The organism is Aeromonas sp. SG16, from assembly GCF_024436135.1.
Taxonomy (GTDB): Bacteria; Pseudomonadota; Gammaproteobacteria; order Enterobacterales; family Aeromonadaceae; genus Aeromonas; species Aeromonas jandaei.
Genome location: NZ_JANFNW010000008.1, coordinates 157,279 through 179,433 on the forward strand (window position 1 = coordinate 157,279; position 22,155 = coordinate 179,433).

A 22,155-nucleotide genomic window follows, 5' to 3' on the forward strand; every position below is an offset into this window, starting at 1 on the left:
TGTTACCGGTTTATTCGCACTCAACTGCGGGCGAGGCGGTTTTCCGGGTAGTTCTTGGCCAGCACTTCGCGAGCATGCTTGGCCAGCTCCGGCATCTTCAGGGTGTCGTAAGACTCGACCATGATCTCCAGCGCTTTTTCGGTTTCGGCTGTGTCGGGGTAGGTTTCGACAATCAGCTTGGCCCGGTTGGCGGCCGCGACCAGTGCATCGCGCTTCACGTAATACTCGGCGACGCTCAGGTCATATTTGGCCAGACGGTTCTTCAGACCAATCATGCGGGCACGGGCATCGGCGGCATAGACGCTGTTGGGGTAGTTCTGCAACAGGGTCTTGAAGTCCTGGAATGCCTGGCGGGCATAGGCCGGGTCTTTGTCATCGCGGGAGATGCCAAAGAGGCTCTGGAAGAAGTTGTAATCCGCCGCCATGTTGGTCAGGCCGCGCATGTAGAAGACGTAATCGATGTTCTTGTGCGCCGGATTGAGGCGGATAAAACGGTCGATATTGGCGATCGCCTGAGCGGTATCATCCTGCTTGTAGTAGGCATAGATGAGGTCAAGCTGCACTTGGTTGGAGTAGGCGCCGAACGGGTAGCGAGAGTCCAAAGCCTCCAGCAATTCAGTGGCTTGCACGTAATTGCCAACATCCAGTTTGAGGCGTGCTTTCTGGTACAGGGTCTCCGGCGGTTCGTCGGGTACCTTGGGTTTGGTGCTGGAACAGCCTGTGATCAAGGTAGCGACCAAGGCGAGCGACATCAGCAGGTGAGACTTCTTTCCCATCAACAACATCCGGTCCATTTCCACGAAATTGGCAAAGTATCCGTTATGCTTGGCTAAAAGAAAAGCTAGAATACCCGGATTATTTCGAATTGATACCCCCCGCTCAAGAGACCATACATGAGCCAGCATATTGAACTGACAGGCGAATTCCAGGATCACCAATTCGGGCAGCGACTCGACCAGGCCCTGGCCGAATTGTTTCCCGACTACTCCCGAACCCGCATCAAGGAGTGGATTTTACAGGACAAAGTGACCCTGGATGGTCAGGTTGCCAACACCCCGCGCGAGAAGGTGATTGCTGGGCAACAGGTGCATGTGGATGTAGAGCTGGAAGATGACACCCGCTTTGATGCGCAGGATATCGAGCTCAACATCGTTTACGAAGACGAACACATTCTGGTGATCGACAAGCCGGCCGGTCTGGTTGTCCACCCGGGCGCTGGTACGCCGGATGGCACCATTCTCAACGCCCTGCTGCACCGCTACCCCGGCATTGCCGAGGTGCCCCGTGCCGGTATCGTGCACCGTCTGGATAAAGACACTACAGGTCTGATGGTGGTTGCCAAGACCGTTCCGGCCCAGACCCATCTGGTAGAAGCGCTGCAGGCGCGCCAGATCACCCGTGAGTACGAAGCGATCGCCATCGGTCACATGACTGCCGGCGGCACCGTTGATGCCCCTATCGGCCGTCACCCGACCCAGCGTACCCATATGGCCGTCGTGCCCAATGGCCGTCCTTCCGTGACCCACTACCGGGTGCATGAGAAGTTCCGTGGCCACACCCGTCTGCGTCTGCGTCTGGAAACCGGCCGTACCCACCAGATCCGTGTCCACATGGCTCATATCAAGCATCCGCTGGTGGGTGACCCGGCCTATGGTGGCCGTCTGCGCCCGCTGCGCAACGCCACGCCGGAACTGACCGAGGCGCTGCGGGGCTTCCGTCGCCAGGCACTGCACGCCACCATGCTGCAGCTGGCCCACCCCATTACCGGTGAGGTCATGCAGTGGCACTCCCCCACGCCGCAGGACATGCTGGATCTGATGGAAGTGCTGCGTGCGGATACTTTGGCCAATCCGGACGAGCTGGTCTGGAAATAGTGGTAAATCTGGCCGTGTTGCGACGACTTCTGCCGTAACCCGCCGATACAGCGCGTAGCACACAGAACCTTGAAACGGGGCGTCTTGACTGGTTGCAGCCAAGAGCCCCGTTTCCATTTGAACGATAGAGCGTGAAGGAGTGAGCAATGAAATGGATTGAACCCGACTGGCCGGCGCCAGCACGCGTCCGGGCTCTTTCGACCACCCGTGACGGTGGTGTCAGCGAAGGGGTCTTTGCCGGTCTCAATCTGGGCGCCCACGTAGGGGACGAACCGGCTAGGGTCGAGGTCAACCGGGCCCGGCTGCAGCAGGTGGCCGCCATCCCGGGGCCCCTCAACTGGCTCAATCAGGTGCACGGCACCGTCGTTCATCCGGTCAGCGGCCATTATGAGCAGGCGCCGGATGCCGATGCCGCCTGCGCCCACGAGGTTGAGCAGGCCTGCATAGTGATGACCGCCGACTGTCTGCCGGTGTTGTTCTGCGATCGGGCAGGCACAGTGGTGGCCGCAGCACATGCTGGCTGGCGTGGCCTGAAAGAGGGCGTGCTGGAGGCAAGCATCGCCGCCATGGGCTGCGAGCCGGGCGAGATCCTGGCCTGGCTGGGCCCGGCCATTGGCCCTACTGCATTTGAAGTGGGTGGCGAGGTGCGCGAGGCCTTTATGGCCGAGCAGGCCGAGGCGGCAGGTGCGTTCGTGCCTTCGTCCAATGAGGGGAAATGGCTGGCGGATATCTATCAGCTGGCCCGGCTGCGCCTTGCCCGCGCCGGCGTAACCGCCGTCTATGGTGGCGAATACTGCACCTTCAGCGACAGCGAGCAGTTCTACTCTTATCGTCGCAACGGCCAGACCGGCCGGATGGCCTCCATCATCTGGTTGGCGTCCTGATGAAGCTCCCCGCCCTGCATCTGGCAAGGGCGGGGATCCTGCTCTCGCCCCCCTCTTGCAGAAAAAATAACCAGCATCGCCCCTTGAAATAGCCCGTACGGGCCTCATCTTTCATCTCAGAAAGTTATGTTGTTTGCCGCGCAAGCGGCGTCTGCCTGTTTGAAGGGGGAGTGCAATGCGCCTCGATCGCCTTACCAGCAAATTCCAGATTGCTATTTCCGATGCCCAGTCTTTGGCTCTGGGTCGTGACCACCAATTCATCGAACCCGTTCACCTGATGACCGCACTGGTCAATCAGGATGGCGGCTCTATCCGTCCGTTGCTCACTCTGACCGGGATGGATATCAATGCCCTGCGCTCCCGCCTCGGCGAGGAGCTGGATCGCCTGCCGCGCGTCAGCGGTGTGGAAGGGGACGTGCAGCTCTCCAACGGCCTCGGCCGCCTGCTCAACGTCTGCGACAAACTGGCCCAGCAGCGCAAGGATCAGTTCATCTCCTCCGAACTGTTCGTGCTGGCAGCCCTCGACGAGAAGGGCACGCTGGGCGAGCTGTTGCGTGCTCAGGGGCTGACCAAAGAGAAGCTCGAAGCGGCCATCGACAAGGTGCGTGGCGGCAAGAAGGTGGAGGATGCCAACGCCGAGGAGAACCGTCAGGCGCTGGAGAAGTACACCATCGATCTGACCGAGCGGGCCGAACTCGGCAAGCTCGACCCGGTGATCGGCCGGGATGACGAGATCCGCCGCACCATTCAGGTGCTGCAACGTCGTACCAAGAACAACCCCGTGCTGATCGGGGCTCCCGGGGTCGGCAAAACCGCCATCGTCGAGGGGCTGGCCCAGCGCATCATCAACGGCGAGGTGCCGGAGGGGCTCAAGAACAAGCGGGTGCTGTCGCTGGACATGGGGGCGCTGGTGGCCGGTGCCAAATATCGCGGCGAGTTCGAGGAGCGGCTCAAAGCCGTGCTGAACGATCTCGCCAAGGAGGAGGGCAACGTCATCCTCTTTATCGACGAGCTGCACACCATGGTCGGTGCCGGCAAGGGCGAGGGGGCCATGGATGCGGGCAATATGCTCAAGCCTGCGCTGGCACGGGGCGAGCTGCACTGCGTCGGTGCCACTACTTTGGATGAGTATCGCCAGTTCATCGAGAAGGATGCTGCGCTGGAGCGCCGTTTCCAGAAGGTGCTGGTAGAAGAGCCGAGCGTGGAGGATACCATCGCCATCCTGCGCGGTTTGAAAGAGCGTTACGAGCTGCACCACCATGTGCAGATCACTGACCCCGCCATCGTGGCGGCGGCCCAGCTGTCGCACCGTTACATTGCAGATCGCCAGCTGCCGGACAAGGCCATCGATCTCATCGACGAGGCGGCGGCCAGCATCCGGCTGCAGATCGACTCCAAGCCCGAGGCGCTCGATCGCCTCGAGCGGCGCATCATCCAGCTCAAGCTGGAGCAGCAGGCGCTGATGAAAGAGGACGATGACGCCAGCCGCAAACGGCTGGAGCTGATCAATCAGGAGATTGGCGAAAAAGATCGTGAATACAATGAGCTGGACGAGGTGTGGAAGGCCGAGAAGGCCGCCCTTGCCGGCACCCAGCACATCAAGGCAGCGCTGGAGCAGGCCCGTCAGGATCTCGACGTGGCGCGCCGCGCAGGCGACCTGGGCCGGATGTCCGAGCTGCAGTACGGCCGCATTCCGGAGCTGGAGAAACAGCTGGATCTCGCCACTCAAGCCGAGATGCAGGAGACCAGTCTGCTGCGCAACCGGGTCACAGATGTGGAGATTGCAGACGTCTTGGCGCGCTGGACCGGGATTCCGGTCGCCCGCATGCTGGAAGGGGAGCGCGACAAGCTGCTGCGGATGGAAGAGCAGTTGCACAGCCGGGTGATTGGCCAGGAAGAGGCGGTTGATGCAGTCTCCAACGCCATTCGTCGCTCCCGTGCCGGTCTCTCCGATCCGAATCGCCCCATCGGCTCCTTCCTGTTCCTGGGGCCCACCGGGGTGGGCAAGACCGAGCTGTGCAAGGCGCTGGCGGAGTTCCTGTTCGATACCCAGGATGCCATGGTGCGGATCGATATGTCCGAGTTCATGGAGAAACACAGCGTGGCCCGTCTGGTTGGGGCGCCTCCCGGATACGTGGGTTATGAAGAGGGCGGTTATCTGACCGAGGCGGTACGCCGTCGTCCCTACTCGGTGATCCTGCTGGACGAAGTGGAGAAGGCGCATCCCGATGTGTTCAACATCCTGTTGCAGGTGCTGGATGATGGCCGCCTGACCGATGGTCAGGGCCGTACCGTCGATTTCCGCAACACCGTGGTCATCATGACCTCCAACCTCGGTTCGGATCTGATTCAGGAGCACCACTCCGAGAAGGATTACGACGAGATGAAGGCCATGCTGATGGATGTGCTGACCCGCAGTTTCCGGCCGGAGTTTATCAACCGGATCGACGAGACCGTGGTGTTCCATCCGCTCGGTGAGGAGCACATCAAGTCCATCGCCCGCATCCAGCTCAAGAGCCTGATGGGCCGTCTGGAGGCTCAGGGTTACGAGGTGGAGGTGAGCGAAGCGCTGCTCAACAAGCTGGTTCACGCCGGGTTCGACCCCGTCTACGGTGCTCGCCCCCTCAAGCGGGCGATCCAGCAGAAGGTGGAGAACCCGCTGGCGCAGGCGCTGCTCTCCGGCCGCATCGTTCCCGGCAAGAAACTGCTGCTGGGAGCCGACAGCAACGGCCTCACCATGACCCAGTAACCAGTCTCATATCTATGTTTGCAATGCCAGCCCTCGGGCTGGCGTTGCCATATCTGGACGATGGAAAATAAAAAAACGGCAATCCGAAGATTGCCGAGAGGAATGTAGTGAAGCGACCTGACGTGGGTTGAGCGGGTCGCAGGGGCAAGCCCCCGATTGCGAAGCGCGGCCACTGCTGGCCTCGCTTCTTACAGCCTGCCGGGATGCGCTCGCTCAACCCCGACGGCCACCTGCCTGTTGCCATGCCCGCGCGATGACGCCGGCATGGCCTTCATTCGTTACAGCATGCCTTGCACGGCAGCTTTCATCTCGGCCGGCCAGACACCGACCTGCACCTGACCGATGTGCTCTTTTTGCAGCAGCAGCATGGCCAGACGGGATTGGCCGATGCCGCCGCCGATGGTCTGCGGCATCCGTGCGGCCAGCAAATCCTGATGCCAGTCGTACTGCAGGCGATCCTCGTCACCGGTGATGGCCAGCTGGCGGCGTAGCGCCTCGGCATCGACCCGGATCCCCATGGAGGAGATCTCGAAACTGTCCTGCAGTACCGGGTTCCACACCAGAATGTCGCCGTTCAGACCTGCCAGACCCAGCTCGCTGTGGCTGCTCCAGTCGTCGTAGTCCGGGGCGCGCACATCGTGGCGCTCACCGTGGGAGAGGGCACCACCGATGCCGATCAGGAACACGGCCCCCAGCTCCTTGGCGATGGCCCGCTCACGCCCCTTGGCATCGAGATCCGGGTAGCGGGCCAGCAGCTCTTCGCTGTGCAGGAACTGGATCTCGGCCGGCAGGAAGGGGGTCAGCTCATGCTCGGCACAGACCGCGCGCTCGGTAGCCTTGATGGCGGCCCAGATGCCGCGCACGGTCTCCTGCAGATAGGCGAGATCGCGGCGCTCGCTTGGCATCACCTTCTCCCAGTCCCACTGATCCACGTAGACGGAGTGGATGGGGGTGAGCTTGTCTTCATCCGGGCGCAGCGCTTTCATGTGGGTGTAGATCCCTTCACCCGGGCCGAAGCCGAAGCGACCGAGAGTCTGGCGCTTCCATTTGGCCAGTGAGTGCACCACTTCGTAGCTGTGCTCAGGCAGGGTCTTCACCTTGACCTGCACTGCATTCTCGTGGCCAGAGAGGTTGTCCTGAGTGCCATCACCGACCCGGCTCAGGATGGGGGCTTGTACCTCCATCAGACCCAGTTGCTGGGCGAGTTGGCGGGAGAACATCTCTTTGACGAAGCTGATCTGCTGTTGGCTGCGAATGTAGTGCTGTTTCATGCTGAATTCCTGTTTCAAACCCCGTTGGATGTGGTGATTCTTCAACGGATTGCCAACTAAATTCAATATTCGATAATAGAAATAGGCTTTGTGTGTTTTTTTCTTCAAAATAAGGCTGTTTTTAATGATGTATCGCTAACGGGAGGGCAAAAAAATGCCGGAAAATTACCGGATCGATAATCTCGATCAGGCCATCCTCACCGCCCTGATGGAGAATGCGCGTATTCCTTATGCCGAACTGGCCAAGCAGCTGGCGGTCAGCCCGGGCACCATCCATGTGCGGGTGGAGAAGATGAAACAGGCGGGGATCATCGAGGGGACGCGGGTGCAGGTTAACCCCAAGAAGCTGGGCTATGACGTCTGCTGCTTTATCGGGATCAATCTGAAGAGCGCCAAGGATTACCCCTCGGCGCTGGCCAAGCTGCAGGCGCTGGACGAGGTGGTGGAGGCTTACTACACCACCGGCCACTACAGCATCTTCATGAAGGTGATGACCCGCTCCATCGACGAGCTGCAGATAGTGCTGATCAACAAGATCCAGACCATCGACGAGATCCAGTCCACTGAAACCCTGATCTCGCTGCAGAATCCGATCCTGCGGGACGTGAAGCCCTGAGCAACTGATCAGGGTTCGATATAGGGAATGCCGTACTTGTCGTAGAGTGCCTTGAGCCGGCCATCCCGTTTCATGCGCAGCAGTTCGGCATCGTAGGCGGCCATCTGGGCCGGGGTATTCTTGTCCGCTTTGGCGCGGGTCCAGGTGTTGAAGTAGGGGCTGCTCTTGAGCGGTTTGGGCAGGTAGTCGAGCCTGCCCTCCAGACCCTCGTCCCTGATCTGGGCGAAGGCGGTGACCAGCGGCATGGGCACGGTATCGATTCGTCCGGCAAGCAGTTTGCGCAGTTGCAGCCGATTCATCGGAATTTGCTGGAAGTGGTAGGTTGGATCGGCCATGGCCGCAGTGAGCTCGGGGGTATAGGAGAAATCCCTGGTAACGCCGATGCGCCAGGGTCTGAGGTCGGCCAGCGTCTCGTAACGGATCTTCAGCAGGTCTGCCTTGCGTACAAAGAAGTGCCAGCTGTGGCGAACGTGGGCCTGCTGGGGGTAGATGAGATAGCGCTCGCGTGCGGCATTGTAGGAGTGGGTCAGAACCATATCGCAGAGACCGGTTTCGGCATTGCGGGTGAGGCGGGCGCCGGAGTCGATCAGTTCTATTCGGACAGGGATCCCCAGCTTGCCAAAGATGGCGGTGACGATGTCGATATCGAGGCCACGGGGTTGCTGATTGGCATCGAGAAATTTGAGCGGGTGCTCCATGGTGCCGCAGACTACCAGCTCTTTGGCGCATAGGCTGAGCGGGAACAGTAGTAGCCAAAGCAGATGGGTTACGCGCAAACTACCCCTCCTGAACCCGGATGAAGAACCTTGGAGCCTGCTCCCCGTATATTGGGTGGCTCCTGATTGGTAGAGGCGACAGTGTATGGCAAACCCTGAAATCGAAAGCCCGCTGGACGGGATAGACAAGTTGACCGTCCTCCTGTATCGCCTTGGCTTGAGCGGTGCGGCGCTGTTGCTACTCTGTCGCGGTGCGGCCTTGCTGAGTCATGGTGACCTGCTGCCACCGGCACAATGGTTGATGTTGCTGGCGCTGGCAAGCGCTATCTGCGCCTTTTCGTTGCACATCTACGACAAGCGGATTCGACTGATTCTTCAGGGTTCTGGATGGGCCGCACTGGCCTTGCTGTCCATCGGAGCACCGGATGCACTGGTGCTGGGGGCCGCCCTGGTCACCCTATCCGGGCTGGCTTTCAAGGAGCAGTTCTGTTTTGCGATCCCCGGGATCAAGCTGGTGCCATTGCTGCTGCCGCTGTTGTGGTTGCTGGAGTGGTTGCAAGTGGCATGGGCCGCGGCGCTGGTTGCACTGGTGAGCGGGGCTCTGCTCACCCTGCTGGCGCTGGCCAAGTGGCGGATGCCCCTCCATTTTGATATTGGTGACAAGGGGCGTTACCAGATCTAGTTCTGTTACCGGAAGTGGCGTCGGTGCCACTCGGCTGATACTGCGTTAACGGCGCAACTCATGGATGAGGATGAAAGGGAAAGGAGATCGTATGCGTGCATTGGTTACGGGCTGCGGCCGTCGACTCGGATTTTATCTCTGTGAACAGCTGGTGGCGGCGGGCTGGCAGGTGACCGGCAGCTATCGCAGCGAGCGACCCGAGCTGGCGCGGCTGCGGGCTCTGGGTATCGAGCTGGTGCAGGCTGATCTGGCGAGTGAAGAGCAGGTGGGTAAGTTGATCGAGGTGCTGGCATCCCATCAGGATCTGGCGCTGGTGCTCCACAACGCCTCGGCGTTCGAGCCGCAGGCGGCCGAGCCCGCGGCCCAGCTGGCCCAGTTTGATCAGTTCTACCGGGTGCACATGGCGGCCCCCTTCCAGCTCAACCGGGCGCTGGCACCGCAACTGGCGAGCAACGCCAACGCCTGCATCATCCACATCACCGATATCTACATCCACGCTCCGGCCCCGCGCTTTGCCAGCTATGTGGCCACCAAGGCGGGAGCCCATTCGCTGGCCATGAGCTTTGCCCGCGAACTGGCCCCGGCAATCCGGGTCAACACCATAGAGCCGGGCCCCATCCTGTTTCTCGACGAGCATGACGAGGCGTGGCGCCAGCAGGTGTTGGCGAAAACGCCGCTGGCGCGGGAGGGAGGGCTGGAGCCTATCTGGCAGGCGGTGCAGTTACTGATGGCGAACAGCTATATGACCGGGGCCAGCATCAAGGTGGATGGGGGGCGCGCTCTGGCTGTGCTCTGATGGCATGCAAACCGTGGCTGGCTCCAGACCTATCGACCGGATATGTACGGTTTTACCCGAGCCGGCGGGCAGATGCAGCTGCAGCACAACCTTGGGATCGTGCACCTCGCCGCGTCCGTAGAGTTCGGCCAGCAGCTCGATGAGGTAGGAGTCGACCTGCTCAGCGGCAAAGTCGCCGTGCGGGTTGCTGGCGAGAATGTCGATATCCAGCGGGCGGTCGTGCACCTTGCAGAGGGGATCGCTGCGGTCGCGGCCATGACCCACTTCCATGGCCACAAAGGCCTGTTTCAGGGCGGAGGCATCCAGTTCGCTCTCCAGGATCAGCAGACAGTTGAGAAAGTCATGGCTGGAGCGCATCCCCACCGGCTTGGTGCTGATCACCGAGCTGGTCTGCAAACGGCCAAAACGGCTGGCCAGCTCCTCCAGCACCTTGGTGACATGACTTTTTGGGTCAAGATTGGAACCAATGCTACACAGATAGAACATGTTCACCATCCTTGGTTGGGGCTCATCTGAAATGTATACGCAGCTCACGGTTATCGGATTAACTATGGCGTAACATTGTCTTATCTATTGTGATCCGGCACTGATTGGCAGAAAGGAGGTTTGCATGAGTGTTGAGCTGAAATGGGCGCTGTTGACCGCCTCGGGCGCGCTGGCGATGATCCTGACCATCTGTCTGGCTTCTGTCGCTTTGGCGTGAGTCACCACAATCCAGATAATCCGAACCGGCCTGTTGGCCGGTTTTGTTTTTTGGGCGCTGAGGGCTATGCTGGCGCACCGGTGAGAACGCAAGAGAAGAGACGATGACCAAGGTTCGCCCACGCTCCCTGCTGCAGGTGGTATTGATAGGGTTTGTGCTGGTGCTGATGCCGCTCGGTGGCATGATCTGGCACAACACCAATGCCCTGACCCACCTGAGCCAGCTCACCAGCGACGAGATGGAGCGGGCGGTCAAGGATACCCGCCGTGCCACCTTGCTTACTGCACAAGCCATCGATATCGAGCGCACCCTGCGCCGCTTTGCGGTGCTGGGGGATAGCCGCAGTCTGGCCAGCTACCGGCTGCAGCTTGAGGGGTATCACCGCCTGCTGGCGGAGCATCGCAACTCCCTCTCCGACCCCCAGCTCTATGGCGGCCTTGATGAGCTGCTCGCGCAATTTGGCTCGTTGCAGGAGGGGGGGCAGGCCAAAAAGGCGGTGGCGGGTGACATCCTCGACCAGTTCAATCGCTTGAGTCAGCAGCTGGAGGCGGGCACCCGCAGCCGGGTTGACGAGCAGATGGATCGGGTACGTCTGGCCATTGATGCCCTGACCAAAGAGCTCTGGTGGGTCAGCGCTGTGGTGGCGGTGATCAGCCTGCTGCTGGTCTTTATCTTCACCTACCTGATCACCCATCCGGTACGACAAATTGAGTCGCGTATCTTGAGCTTGGGCGCGGGGGTCGAGCCGGATCCACAGCCGGTGGATGGCCCCGCCGAACTGGTGTTGCTGGGGGAGCGGATCCTCTGGCTGCACGACAAACTCAAGGAGCTGGAGCTGCAAAAATACCAGTTCCTGCGCCATGTCTCCCACGAACTGAAGACCCCGCTGGCGGTACTGCGCGAGGGGTCGGATCTGCTCTGCGAGCAGCTGGTCGGGCCTTTGACACCGGATCAGCTGGAGATCTGCCAGATGCTGGATGAGAACAGTCGCCGCTTGCAGACCCTTATCGAGCGGCTGCTCGATTTCAACCGCCTCACCCAGCAGGAGACGTTCGAGCTGGAGCCGGTTCCCCTGTTGCCCATGCTGGCAGAACTTTCTGCCGAGTATCGGCTGGCATTGGAGTCCAAGCAGATCCGTGTACACTTGCCGACCGAACCGGTTACCTTGTGGGCAGAGCCCTACCGGTTGAGGTTGATCCTCGATAACCTCTTCTCCAACGCCGTCAGTTATGGTGCCCAGGGTGGCAATATCTGGATCCGCGCCGGAGCAGAGGAGCAGGCTAGCTGGTTGGAGGTCGCCAATGAGGGGCCCGAGATCCCCGAGGCAGACCGGCAGCGCATTTTTGAACCCTTCGAGCAGGGCAGCACAGTGCGGCAAGGTGTCCTGAAAGGCTCTGGCATGGGGCTTTCAATCGCTCGCGAGTCTGCCTCCAGCCTGGGAGGGGAGTTGGTTCTGGTGAAGGATGAACAGGCAGATGTCTGCTTCAGGTTGACGTTGAAATGAGGTCTATGAAAATACAGCGCGTATTTCCAGCCCTGCTAGCCGGGCTGCTCGCGGGTTGCTCCTGGCTGCCGCCGCAGGCACGGCAGGAGTCCTCCGATATCGCTTTTGCCAAGCGAATGGAGTTTGCCAACAAGGAGATGCAGGTGCGCCTGCAATACTCCGACTGGTTGCTGGCCAGCCATCCCCAGCAGCGGGTGCAGGAGCGGCAGCGCCTCAAGGGGGCTGACGATCTCGAGAGCCGGGTCAGTCTGGCGATGGTCGATTCCCACCCCGCCGAGGCAGTCGCCACTCGCCGCGCCGGTCTGGCGCGCCTGAAGAAGATGCTGCCGGAGCTGGGGCTCGACGCCCAGGCGTTTTTGCGCAGCTGGATCGCCCTTGGCGAGGAGCTGCTGGCCCGCGACAGCCGGCGCGATGACCAGAGTCAGGAGATCCAGAAGCTGCGCCGCCAGATCGAGCAGCTCTCGGCCATCGACGAGCAGCTCAACCAGCGCAAGCTGAATGAACATCGCGAGGTAGTACCATGAGCCGGATCTTGCTGGTGGATGACGACGTCAGCCTGCTCAAACTGATGAGCATGCGCTTGCGCAGTCAGGGTTATGAAGTGGATACCGCCGACAGTGCGGAGGGGGCGCTCGACCGTTTGCGGCAGCAGCGCGCCGATCTGGTGCTGAGTGACTTGCGCATGGGTGGCATGGACGGGCTGGCGCTGTTCGAGCGGATCCAGGCCCAGTGGCTCGGCTTGCCGGTCATCATCATGACCGCCCACGGCACCATCCCCGATGCCATCCAGGCGACCCGTTCCGGGGTATTCAGCTTTCTGACCAAACCCATCGACAAGGATGAGCTGCTGGCCACCATAGAGCAGGCCCTCAGCCTGACCCGCCCGAAGCAGCAGCTGGAGTGGCAGTCGCTGATCCTGACCCGCAATCCCCAGCTGGAGCAGCTGCTGATCCAGGCGCACAGCATCGCCACCATGGAGGTGCCCGTGCTGATCATGGGGCCGTCCGGTTCCGGCAAGGGGGCGATGGCACAGGCGCTCTATCAGGCGAGCCAGCGGCGCGAGCGGCCGCTGCACACCATCAACTGTGCCGCCATTCCCTGGGCAGCCCTCGATCTGCAGCTGTTCGGGGAGGATGGTCACTCCGGTCTGTTCGAGCAGGCCAAGGGGGCGACCCTCTTTCTCGACGAGATCGGCAGCCTGTCGGAATCTCTGCAGGCCAAGTTGCTGCAGGTGATGGAGGAGTATGGTCAGGGCACCCCGGAGGTGCGGGTGCTCAGCTCGAGCCATCAGGATCTGGTCAGGGCGATGGAGGAGGGGCGCTTTCGCGAAGATCTCTTCTACCGTCTCAACGTCGCCAATATTACCCTGCCATCCCTTAGCGCCCGCAGCGAGGATATCCCCCTGTTGGCCCGTCAGGCCCTCGATGACTACCGCAGTCGCAACAGTGACTGCGCCGCCATGGGCTTTTCACCCGAGGCGCTGGCGATGCTGGCAGCGGCGGCCTGGCCCGGCAACGTGCGCCAGCTCTGCAACGTGGTGGAGCAGCTGGCCAGCCTCTGCTGCAGCCCGGTGATCGGGGTATCCATGGTGGAGTCGGCCCTGAGCGGTGGTGGCGGTGGCATCCCCTCGTTCAACGAGGCGCGGGCCGAGTTCGAGAAGGAGTATCTGATCCGGCTTCTGCGCACCACAGAGGGCAACGTGACTCTGGCAGCCAATATGGCGGGGAGGAATCGTACCGATTTCTACAAGCTATTGAACCGGCACGGCATCGAGGCGGCAAACTTCAAATCGAAAGGGTAACTCTGTGCGAAACGGCCCTGAATGGGAGGGCCGCTTCGCCGTGGATATCGCTCAGGCTGGGTCGGTGACGCCATCCGCGTTGCGGGGCTTCAGGGTCTTTTGGGAGAGCCAGAGTCCGCTCGCCTTCATCAGATAACCGAACAGGGCACCTATCACCAGCGAGGGCAGCACCAGCCGCCACTCACCCGCCGCCCCGAAGGTGGCGCAGCAGCCGGCGAAGGTGCCGGGAATATAGCCGAGCCACTGCTGCTTGGCCTGCACGCACATCAGGGTCGCCACTACGCCCGTCATCACATAACCCGCCACGCCGGCCCCCCACAGGTCACCGCCATGGATCAGCAGCAGCGCCCACAGCATGCCACTGGCGTTGCAGAAGATGGTCTGCAGCAGCGCCTTATAGCCGCCGCTGGAGGCGAAATAGCTGGTGCAGCCGAGGAAGCCGACCCAGGAGAGCAGGCCTAGCGCGACGGCCAGCCAGCCCCATACGGCGGAGAGAATACCTGTGGTGATAGCGATGGCGATCAGTGGGCTCATGGCGTGACTCTTCAGTTGGCTTCACGAAAACGGGCAGCCTACCCCTGGCAATCGGGGCGGCAAGCGGGGGCGGAATTGTGTGTGATCTCCATCACCTTTTTCAACTCAGGAATACGCTTGCGCTCGCGAAAAAAATTCATTGGTGACCGGCCAAAGCCTCGACCATAGTTAGAGGCCCTGTCCTGCTCATGGAGTGAGTCTGATGGTGCCAAATGTGATCGTTCCCCTGCTGGTATTCGTAGTGCTGTTTCTGGTCGGAACCATGGCCAAGGCGCTGCCCCTGTACCACCTGATGTAATCCGGTGTGAAATAAAAATCTGCCGGGGCGGGTCTTATCTCTGTCGCCTCTAACTGCCCCGGGAGTTTTTCATGTTGATCAAACGTCGTGCCCCCCATCATCTCACCGAACAGGATGTCACCCCGGAAGCCGTCTATCAGGATCGCCGCCTCATTCTCAAGGGGCTGGGTCTGGGCGCCGCCACCCTCGCTTTCCCCACTCAGGCGGGAGTACTCGATCTGCTGCGCGGTAAAGAGGATGCGCCTCAGCTAGCCACCAAGCCGCTCAACAGCAAGCAGGCCACCCGGCCAGCCGATCTGGTGCTGACACCGGAAGAGAAGGCCACCAGTTACAACAACTTCTATGAGCTCGGTACCGACAAGACGGATCCGGCCCGTAACGCCCATTACCTCAAACCTGAACCCTGGACGTTGAAGGTGGAGGGGGAGGTCGCCAAACCCTTTACTCTGGATGTGTGGGATCTCATCAACAAAACCGAGCTGGAGGAGCGTATCTACCGGCTGCGCTGCGTCGAAGCCTGGTCCATGGTACTGCCGTGGAACGGCATCTCGCTGGCCGAGATCATCCGCCGTGCCGAACCGACCAGCCGCGCCAAGTTTGTCGCCTTCGAGACCCTGTTCGACCCGAAACAGCTGCCCGGTCAGGCCTCTGCCTCGCTGGGCGGCGGCATCGAGTATCCCTATGTGGAAGGGCTGCGTATCGACGAGGCGATGCACCCGCTCTCCTTCCTCGCCATGGGGCTCTACGGCAAGACTCTGCCCGCCCAGAACGGCGCACCAATCCGGCTGGTGGTGCCGTGGAAGTACGGCTTCAAGAGCATCAAGAGCATCGTCTCCATCCGCTTGGTGGAGGAGATGCCGCCCACCACCTGGAATCTGCTTGCCCCCAACGAATATGGCTTCTACGCCAACGTCAACCCGCAGGTGGATCACCCGCGCTGGAGTCAGGCCAGCGAGCGGTTCATCGGCGAGGGTGGGCTGTTCGGTGCCAAGCGCCAGCCGACACTGATGTTCAACGGCTATGGTGACGAGGTCGCCTCGCTCTATCAGGGGATGGATCTGCGCCAATGGTACTGAAACTGAAAGCCTCACATATCAGCGGCTTGCGGGCGCTGGTGCATCTGGGTTCCCTCGGCTTTCTGTTCTGGCTGGGGTACGCCCTGCCGGCCGGTCTGCTGGGGGGCGACCCCGTGCCCGAACTTATCCACTACCTCGGCAAGGGGGCGCTAAACCTGCTGCTGCTCACTCTGCTGGTCTCGCCGCTGGCCAAACGCTGGCGGCAGGGGCAGCTCATCAAGCTGCGCCGCCCCCTCGGGCTCTGGTGCATGGTCTGGGCGCTGCTCCACTTCATGGTGTGGCTGGGGCTGGATCTGCAGTTTGACTGGGGGCTGATTGGTGGCGAGCTGGTCAAGCGCCGCTATATCGTGGTGGGGATGGTGGCGCTGCTGCTGTTGCTGGCGCTGGGCATCACCTCGCTCCCTGCGTTGCAGCGGCGGATGGGGGCGGCGTGGCAGAAGCTGCACAACTGGGTTTATGCAGTGGCCCTGCTGGTGCCCGTGCACTACTGGTGGTCGCTCAAGAGCGGTTGGCTGGAGCCGCTCATCTACCTGCTGCTGGCCTGCGCCCTGCTCTGGCCGAGGCGGGAGAAGCTGCTGCGCCCGTGGCGGCTGCGCTGGAAAGCAAAAGAGGCCTAATCGGCCTCTTGTTTTTTGATCTCGCCAGTGTAGGCATCGACGATGAGATGTACCTTTTCATTCTGGCGGTCGAGGGTTTTGACCTCGAATTTGTCCCCTTCCAGCTCCACTTCGCGAATGTCGTGATACCCTTGCGCCAGCAACAGTTTGACCAGCCCGGCCATATCGAGGCGGCTCTGGGCAGCCCAGCTTGAGGCGCTCAGCAGGCAGAGGATCAGCAGGAAACTGCGCGGGATCATATTCATTCCGGATTCATGGCTGGCAGACTATAAACGCCATTATGTTAGGTTTTTGGAGATGAATCATCCATGAATAGAGCGCTCCCTCTGATCGGGTTGTTGTTGCCAGTGCTGGCGCAGGCGCTGACGCCTGACGAAGCCCTGTTGCAGCAAGCTGTCCATGAGGGACGGGTTCGGCCCTTCCACGAAATGATGGAGGTGGCATCCAGATTGCCGGTGCGGGTTCTGCGGGTCGATCTGGGGGAAGAGGATGGTATCTGGCTCTATGAACTGCGCGTGATCGATCGGGAGAACAGCGTGCTCAAGGTGGCCTATCGGGCCGACAACCTGGAGATGGTGTGGGCCAAGGGCCACCATCTGGAGCGGCTGTTCGAGCCACCCAAGCCCCCGGTCGAGGATGATGAGTAACCTCTTTGTGGAAGCCTGTTCATGCGAATTCTGATTGTTGAAGACGAAAAAATTCTGGCCGGCCAGCTGGCTGAACAGCTGCGCCTCTCCGGCTTTGTCACCGACCTCTGCCACGATGGCAACGAGGCCGGTTTTCTCGGCGAGACCGAGCCCTACGACGCCATCATTCTCGATCTCGGTCTGCCGGGTCGCGATGGCCTGAGTGTGCTGAAAGAGTGGCGCAGCAAGGGGATCGATACCCCGGTGCTGGTGCTGACCGCCCGTGGCCAGCTGCACGAGAAGATCGAGGGGCTCAACGCCGGTGCCGACGACTACCTCACCAAGCCGTTCCAGGTGGCCGAGCTGGTGGCGCGGGTGCATGCGCTGGTGCGCCGGGCGGCGGGCAACGCCAGCTCCATTCTGGAGATCGGCGGGGTGCGTCTCGACATGGCGGCATCGCAGGTGTGGTACGAAGGGACCCCCATCAAGCTGACCGCCCACGAGTTCCGGGTGCTCGGTTATCTGATGCAGCACCGGGGCAAGGTGGTGTCGCGCAGCGAGCTGATCGACCACATCTACGCTCAGGATTTTGACCGCGACTCCAACACGGTCGAGGTGTTCATCGGCCGGATCCGCAAGAAGACCAACCCCGATCTGATTGAGACAGTGCGCGGCCTCGGGTACCGGATCAACGAATGAGGCTGGTGAGAACCCTGCGGGGGCGACTGCTCGCCATCGCGCTGGTGTGGTGCGGGCTGTTTCTGTTCGCCACCGGCTTCAGTCTGCAGACCATGATGCGCAACTACTGGCAGGAGGCGGAAGCCGACGGCCTGCGGTTGCAGCTCTATGATCTGCTCTCCCGGCTGGAAGTGGCGAAAACCGGCCTGCCGGTGGTGACCGAGCCGATGTCAGATCCCCGTTTCAGCCAGCCTTACTCCGGCTACTACTGGCAGCTGGAGCTGGATCACAAGGTGGTAGGGCGCTCCCGCTCCCTGTGGGATACCCATCTGGAGAGCCGCGGCCTCAAATCCGCCTTTGGCGACCCCGATCTCTTCTTTGGCAAGGGGCCCAACAAGGAGCCGCTGCTGATCATGACCCGGGCCGTGCTGCTGCCGGGCTCGGATCGGCTGTTTACCCTGGTGATGGCGAAAGACAGCAGCGCCCTGACCCAGACCCTCAACAAGACCCGCATCAGCCTGTTCCTCGGCCTCGGCTTTGCCGCGACCGGTCTGGTGCTCGGCTTCATGTTCCAGATTGTCTACGGCCTGCGCCCCTTAAACCTGCTGCGGCGGGAGCTGGGGCGGGTCCATCAGGGCCATCAGGAGGGGTTCCGGCTGCGCTATCCGCTGGAGATCCAGCCGCTGGTGGAGGATATCAACCGGCTGCTGCACCACTACGGCGAACTGTTGCAGCGGGCCCGCTCTCACACCGGCAATCTGGCCCACGCCCTCAAGACGCCGCTCAGCATCATGCGCAATCAGGTGGCCCAGCTCTCGCCCGAGGATCAGGCCGCCATCGGCGAGCAGCTCGACCAGATCCAGCGCCACATCGATTACCACCTCGGCAAGGCGCGGGTGACCGGCGCCGCCAAGATCCTCGGGGTCTCGACCCCGGTGCGGGCACGGGTGGAGTACATCTGCCGCGCCTTCTCCCGCCTCTATCCGGGCAAGACAGTCGATCTGCAGGTGCCGGCCGAACTGGCGGTCGGGGTGGAGGAGCAGGACTTCGACGAGATGGTGGGCAACCTGCTGGAGAACGCCTTCAAGTGGTCCGCCAGCGAGCTGCGCATTTCCAGCGCCGAGCTGGGGGGCTGGATCACCTTGCGCATCGAGGATGACGGCCCCGGCATGAGCGAGGATCAGATCGCCAAGGCGGTGCTGCGCGGGGTGCGGCTCGACGAGAAGGTGCCGGGCTCGGGCCTTGGCCTCAACATCGTCTCCGATCTGGCGGAAGCCTACCGCGGCAGCTTCATCATGGGGCGCGCCGAACTGGGCGGGCTGGCGGCTTCACTCTCGCTGCCCAAGGTGGCAAGAGTGGAGAGCTAGGCATAAGATATGGCACCTGTTTTAGCCTGAGGAAGAGAACCATGACTGATGATCCATGGGCACTGTGTCACCTCGACGACTCATTCGATGCTTCGGTTCTGGGGATCAAGGGTGCCCAGATCCAGTGGTTTGAAGATCGGGATGGCCTGATTGCCTACCTGCTGGAGGATTATGTCGATCTGCTGGCCGACGTGGGCGAGCTGGAAGAGGAGCAGACCGAGCAGGCGCGTGACCGCTTCACCCTGCTGGTGGAGCAGAGCTTCGACGATCGCACCCTGATGGATGCCATCAACGATCTCGCCTCCGGCCTGCGTCGCATCGCCTGGCTGGGGCCGCTCTCGGAGCTGGCCGAGATCAGCGACGACTTTGCCTCTGGCCTGCGCCGCTACTTCTGGAGCCAGTACGATGGCGACGAAGATGACCCGGATGCCTGGGTGCCGGAAGAGCTCTGGCCGCAACTGGTGGAGTGCGCGCAGGAGTATATGGAAGAGGGCGAGTTCTGATTTCCCTCTCTCCTGTCATCGCAGCGATAAAGAATCGGTGCCTTCGGGCGCCGTTTTTATTGGCGCGGATGGTGCGTCCTTATGGTGATCGGGTGGTGCCCTCTGGGGCGGCATAAGAGCCGGGCAGGGCCGCCATGGGGCGCCTGGTTATTGGTATAAGTAAAAATCGGGTCATTATCGGAAAAGTCATAAATTAAATTTATACAGGATAATCAGGCCCCCTCACGGTGCCAGCGAGCGCCGCCAGCGCTGTGTGAGGGGATCTGCCGATCTTCGCTATTGGCGCTGGCACTTATCCCGACAGGGGATCTCCCCGCCACAACCGGGATAAAAAAACGGCGCCATGATGGCGCCGTTTTGTCCGGTAGCAACCGCCTTAGCCGTTGGCCGGTACCGCGTGGGCGGTGTTGGCCAGCACCGGGCCAGTGTACTTCTCGATCTGCAGCTGGGCCATGTGGCCGCAGTTGCCTTGCGCCAGACTGGACGAGCCCTCGTCGAAGGTGAGGCAGTTGACGTTGCCGTTCTTGCAGATGCTGCCCGCTTCGCCCGGCTTGGCCGGGTCATACCAGGCCCCTTCGCAGATCCGCACCACCCCCTGACGCACATCTTCGGAGAGCAGGGCGCCCACCAAAATCTGGCCGCGCTCGTTGAAGGCGCGCACCAGATCCCCCTGAGCGATGCCACGGGCCTTGGCATCGGCGGGATGGATCATGATCGCCTCGCGGTCGGCGATGGCGAACTTGTCCCGCAGCGGGGTGTTGTCGAGCTGGGAGTGCAGCCGCTGGGTCGGGTGGGAGGTGTTGAGCGACAGCGGATAGCGCGCCGCCACTTCACTTTTCACCCACTCCCTAGGCTCATACCACTTGGGATGACCGGCGCAGTCGGCGTAACCCATCCCGGCCACCGTGTTGGAGAAGATCTCGATCTTGCCGGACGGGGTGCCGAGCGGGTTGAGCAGCGGGTTCTCGCGAAAATCGGCGTGACGGATCCACTGGCGGTTGGCCTCGGGGATCGGGAAGCGGATGTAGTTGTTGGACTCCCAGAACATGTTGAACGGCGGCAGCGCCACCCGGGCGCCGCGAGCCTGCGCGGCCATGCCGTCGTACATCTGCTTGAGCCACAGCATCTCGTCCTTCCCTTCGGTGTACTGCTCCTGCACACCCAGTTTGGCGGCGATGGCGCTGAAGATGTCGAAGTCGTTGCGAGCTTCAAACTGCGGCGGCACGCACTGGTGCATCGGGAACACATAGCGCTGGGAGTAGTCGCCGCCCATCTCCAGATCGTTGCGCTCGTAGCTGGTGGTGACCGGCAGCACGATGTCGGCGTGCTTGGCGGTGGCGGTCCAGTAGGGTTCGTGAACGATCACGGTCTGTGGCTTGCGCCACGCCTGCAGCAGGTTGTTGGTGTCCTGATGGTGGTGGAAGGGGTTGCCGCCCGCCACGTAGACCAGCTTGATGTCCGGATAGGTCACCTTGCGGCCGTTGAAGTCGATGGTCTTGCCCGGGTTGGCGAGACAGTCGGCGATACGGGCCACCGGGATCGGTGCCGGGCTGTTCTTCGGTGCGTTGCCGGCGGAGATACCGGCCAGAATGCCGCCCTTGGCGGTGGGGCTGCCACCGGAGGAGTAGTGGTAGCTGAAGCCGTAGCCGCCGCCCGGCAGGCCGATCTGGCCCAACATGGAGGCCAGAGTGACCAGCATCCAGTTAGGCTGTTCGCCGTGCTGCTGACGCTGCATGCCCCAACCGGCCATGATCATGGTGCGCTTGGCGGCCATGTCGAGAGCCAGCTGGCGGATCACCTTGGCATCGACGCCGCAGACAGTGCTCGCCCACTCGGCGCTCTTCGGCTGACCGTCATCCTTGCCGAGCAGGTAGTTCAGGAACTTGTCGAAGCCGACGGTGTAGCGATCGAGGAAGGCTTGATCGTGCTTCTTCTCGCTGTAGAGGGTGTGGGCCACCCCCAGCATCATGGCCACGTCGGTGTAGGCGTTCGGAGCAATCCACTCGGCGCCGACCAGCTTGGCGGTCTCGTTGTAGATTGGATCGATGCTGATGACGCGGGTGCCTTTCTCTTTCAGCGCCTTGAAGCCAGCCTGACCTTCGTGATCCGGCATGTTCCAGCTGTTCTTCAGGGTGACCTGAGCGTTGACCCCCCACAACACCACCAGTTCGGCGTTCTCCACCACGTTGGGCCAGGCGGTCTGCTGTTCGTACACCTCGATGGAGCCCATCACGTGGGACATGATCACCTGAGCCGCACCGGTGGAGTAGTCACCGGCATAACCGGTGAAGCCGCCGGAGAGGTTCATCAGGCGGTGCAGCAGGGTGCGGCTGTTGTGGAACATGCCGACACTCTTCCAGCCGTAGGAACCGGCGTGGATCGCCTGCGGGCCGAAGTCAGACTGGACGCGCTGGATCTCGCCGGCCACCAGTGCAATGGCTTTCTCCCAGCTCACCCGTACCCACTCGTCGGCGCCGCGCAGCTCCGGCTTGGCACCCGGACCGTGCTCCAGCCAGCTCTTGCGTACCATGGGGTACTTGATGCGGTTCTTGGCGTGCACCTGGAACGGCGCCATGTCGATGAGATCGTTCGGCGCCGGATCATCGGCCACCGGCTGGACGCGCACCATGCGGCCATCCTCGACGATCGCCTCGAAGGCACCCCAGTGGGCGCCGGTCAGAATGCCTTTCTGGGCGGGCACCAGAGTCGGGAACTGGCTCAATGCGGTGCTGATGGCTTGCGCCAGCGCGCTTTTCGGGAAAATGCCGCCGAGCAGGGGCAGGGCGGCGCAGGCACCGAGCCCCTTGAGCAGGTTGCGGCGGGAGAGATTGGTCTTCTTGTCGTTAAAACGGGTCATTGG

The 22,155-nt window shown here is 61.7% G+C and carries 23 protein-coding genes; 16 read left to right on the forward strand and 7 right to left on the reverse strand.

Annotation, left to right across the window (positions count from 1 at the left end):
• Positions 1–20: 20 nt before the first annotated feature.
• On the reverse strand, positions 21–776 hold the full coding sequence (locus NOM67_RS17340; protein ID WP_033114826.1) for an outer membrane protein assembly factor BamD: 756 nt from the start codon (positions 774–776) through the stop codon (positions 21–23).
• Between the two features lie 117 nt (positions 777–893).
• Between NOM67_RS17340 and rluD the strand changes: the two genes are divergently transcribed.
• From rluD to clpB, 3 genes are all read left to right on the forward strand, one after another.
• Positions 894–1,874, forward strand: coding sequence for a 23S rRNA pseudouridine(1911/1915/1917) synthase RluD (rluD, locus tag NOM67_RS17345; RefSeq protein ID WP_041209551.1), 981 nt, complete (start codon positions 894–896; stop codon positions 1,872–1,874).
• A 146-nt stretch (positions 1,875–2,020) separates the two neighbouring features.
• Positions 2,021–2,758 carry a peptidoglycan editing factor PgeF gene (gene pgeF, locus NOM67_RS17350; protein ID WP_255938939.1) on the forward strand — a complete coding sequence of 246 codons (738 nt, stop codon included), beginning with the start codon at positions 2,021–2,023 and terminating at the stop codon, positions 2,756–2,758.
• 175 nt (positions 2,759–2,933) lie between these two features.
• On the forward strand, positions 2,934–5,507 hold the full coding sequence (clpB, locus tag NOM67_RS17355; RefSeq protein WP_043850745.1) for an ATP-dependent chaperone ClpB: 2,574 nt from the start codon (positions 2,934–2,936) through the stop codon (positions 5,505–5,507).
• 278 nt (positions 5,508–5,785) lie between these two features.
• On the opposite strand, the gene asnA is transcribed toward clpB, so the two are convergent.
• Positions 5,786–6,778 carry an aspartate--ammonia ligase gene (gene asnA, locus NOM67_RS17360; RefSeq protein ID WP_021231465.1) on the reverse strand — a complete coding sequence of 331 codons (993 nt, stop codon included), beginning with the start codon at positions 6,776–6,778 and terminating at the stop codon, positions 5,786–5,788.
• A 154-nt stretch (positions 6,779–6,932) separates the two neighbouring features.
• Here asnA and asnC point away from each other — a divergent pair, with 154 nt between their 5' ends.
• Positions 6,933–7,394: a transcriptional regulator AsnC gene (gene asnC, locus NOM67_RS17365; RefSeq protein ID WP_005339783.1), complete on the forward strand. Its 462-nt coding sequence runs from the start codon at positions 6,933–6,935 to the stop codon at positions 7,392–7,394.
• A gap of 8 nt (positions 7,395–7,402) precedes the next feature.
• Here the strand turns inward: asnC and NOM67_RS17370 are convergent, their stop codons facing one another.
• Positions 7,403–8,170, reverse strand: a complete 768-nt coding sequence (locus tag NOM67_RS17370; RefSeq protein WP_255938940.1) for an ABC transporter substrate-binding protein — start codon at positions 8,168–8,170, stop codon at positions 7,403–7,405.
• A gap of 85 nt (positions 8,171–8,255) precedes the next feature.
• Here NOM67_RS17370 and NOM67_RS17375 point away from each other — a divergent pair, with 85 nt between their 5' ends.
• Together NOM67_RS17375 and NOM67_RS17380 are read left to right on the forward strand one after the other, a co-directional pair.
• Positions 8,256–8,792, forward strand: coding sequence for a DUF2301 domain-containing membrane protein (locus NOM67_RS17375; protein ID WP_071913830.1), 537 nt, complete (start codon positions 8,256–8,258; stop codon positions 8,790–8,792).
• A gap of 91 nt (positions 8,793–8,883) precedes the next feature.
• The gene (locus NOM67_RS17380) at positions 8,884–9,588 is read left to right on the forward strand and encodes an SDR family oxidoreductase (protein WP_156854130.1); all 705 of its coding nucleotides are present in this window, start codon (positions 8,884–8,886) and stop codon (positions 9,586–9,588) included.
• Here NOM67_RS17380 and NOM67_RS17385 read toward each other — a convergent pair.
• Positions 9,514–10,074, reverse strand: a complete 561-nt coding sequence (locus tag NOM67_RS17385) for a 2-amino-4-hydroxy-6-hydroxymethyldihydropteridine diphosphokinase (protein ID WP_156854128.1) — start codon at positions 10,072–10,074, stop codon at positions 9,514–9,516. The genes NOM67_RS17380 and NOM67_RS17385 overlap by 75 nt on opposite strands.
• 124 nt (positions 10,075–10,198) lie before the next feature.
• Here NOM67_RS17385 and NOM67_RS17390 point away from each other — a divergent pair, with 124 nt between their 5' ends.
• The 4 genes from NOM67_RS17390 to NOM67_RS17405 all read left to right on the forward strand — a co-directional run bounded on the left by NOM67_RS17390 (position 10,199) and on the right by NOM67_RS17405 (position 13,596).
• Positions 10,199–10,291 (forward strand): YnhF family membrane protein, encoded by a 93-nt coding sequence (locus tag NOM67_RS17390; protein ID WP_005341891.1) that lies wholly within the window; start codon positions 10,199–10,201, stop codon positions 10,289–10,291.
• Between the two features lie 103 nt (positions 10,292–10,394).
• Entirely contained in the window at positions 10,395–11,795 is a 1,401-nt protein-coding gene (locus NOM67_RS17395; protein WP_041209559.1) for a HAMP domain-containing sensor histidine kinase, read from the forward strand.
• A complete protein-coding gene (locus tag NOM67_RS17400) occupies positions 11,792–12,319 on the forward strand; it encodes a hypothetical protein (RefSeq protein WP_370689172.1) in 528 nt (175 codons plus the stop codon). Before NOM67_RS17395 ends, NOM67_RS17400 begins: the two co-directional genes overlap by 4 nt.
• Positions 12,316–13,596, forward strand: coding sequence for a sigma 54-interacting transcriptional regulator (locus NOM67_RS17405; protein WP_042031871.1), 1,281 nt, complete (start codon positions 12,316–12,318; stop codon positions 13,594–13,596). The genes NOM67_RS17400 and NOM67_RS17405 overlap by 4 nt, the downstream gene beginning before the upstream one ends.
• Positions 13,597–13,647: 51 nt before the next feature.
• On the opposite strand, the gene NOM67_RS17410 is transcribed toward NOM67_RS17405, so the two are convergent.
• Entirely contained in the window at positions 13,648–14,130 is a 483-nt protein-coding gene (locus tag NOM67_RS17410; protein ID WP_041209562.1) for a DUF1097 domain-containing protein, read from the reverse strand.
• Between the two features lie 369 nt (positions 14,131–14,499).
• Here NOM67_RS17410 and msrP point away from each other — a divergent pair, with 369 nt between their 5' ends.
• A complete protein-coding gene (msrP, locus tag NOM67_RS17415) occupies positions 14,500–15,504 on the forward strand; it encodes a protein-methionine-sulfoxide reductase catalytic subunit MsrP (RefSeq protein ID WP_255938941.1) in 1,005 nt (334 codons plus the stop codon).
• Positions 15,495–16,121, forward strand: a complete 627-nt coding sequence (gene msrQ, locus NOM67_RS17420; protein WP_255938942.1) for a protein-methionine-sulfoxide reductase heme-binding subunit MsrQ — start codon at positions 15,495–15,497, stop codon at positions 16,119–16,121. Before msrP ends, msrQ begins: the two co-directional genes overlap by 10 nt.
• Here the strand turns inward: msrQ and NOM67_RS17425 are convergent.
• Complete coding sequence (locus tag NOM67_RS17425; protein WP_041209565.1) at positions 16,118–16,366, reverse strand: PepSY domain-containing protein; 249 nt, start codon at positions 16,364–16,366, stop codon at positions 16,118–16,120. The two genes, msrQ and NOM67_RS17425, sit on opposite strands and share 4 nt — an antisense overlap.
• A gap of 63 nt (positions 16,367–16,429) precedes the next feature.
• On the opposite strand from NOM67_RS17425, the gene NOM67_RS17430 reads away from it, so the two are divergent.
• From NOM67_RS17430 to NOM67_RS17445, 4 genes are read left to right on the forward strand one after another with little or no spacing between them, the layout of a single operon-like run.
• Positions 16,430–16,768, forward strand: coding sequence for a PepSY domain-containing protein (locus NOM67_RS17430; protein ID WP_033114843.1), 339 nt, complete (start codon positions 16,430–16,432; stop codon positions 16,766–16,768).
• Between the two features lie 21 nt (positions 16,769–16,789).
• Positions 16,790–17,446 carry a response regulator transcription factor gene (locus NOM67_RS17435; protein ID WP_005339826.1) on the forward strand — a complete coding sequence of 219 codons (657 nt, stop codon included), beginning with the start codon at positions 16,790–16,792 and terminating at the stop codon, positions 17,444–17,446.
• Positions 17,443–18,792, forward strand: coding sequence for a sensor histidine kinase (locus NOM67_RS17440; RefSeq protein ID WP_042031866.1), 1,350 nt, complete (start codon positions 17,443–17,445; stop codon positions 18,790–18,792). The genes NOM67_RS17435 and NOM67_RS17440 overlap by 4 nt, the downstream gene beginning before the upstream one ends.
• Before the next feature lie 41 nt (positions 18,793–18,833).
• Entirely contained in the window at positions 18,834–19,295 is a 462-nt protein-coding gene (locus tag NOM67_RS17445; protein ID WP_041209567.1) for a hypothetical protein, read from the forward strand.
• 376 nt (positions 19,296–19,671) lie between these two features.
• Here the strand turns inward: NOM67_RS17445 and torA are convergent, their stop codons facing one another.
• Entirely contained in the window at positions 19,672–22,152 is a 2,481-nt protein-coding gene (gene torA / locus NOM67_RS17450; RefSeq protein ID WP_255938944.1) for a trimethylamine-N-oxide reductase TorA, read from the reverse strand.
• Positions 22,153–22,155: the final 3 nt, after the last annotated feature.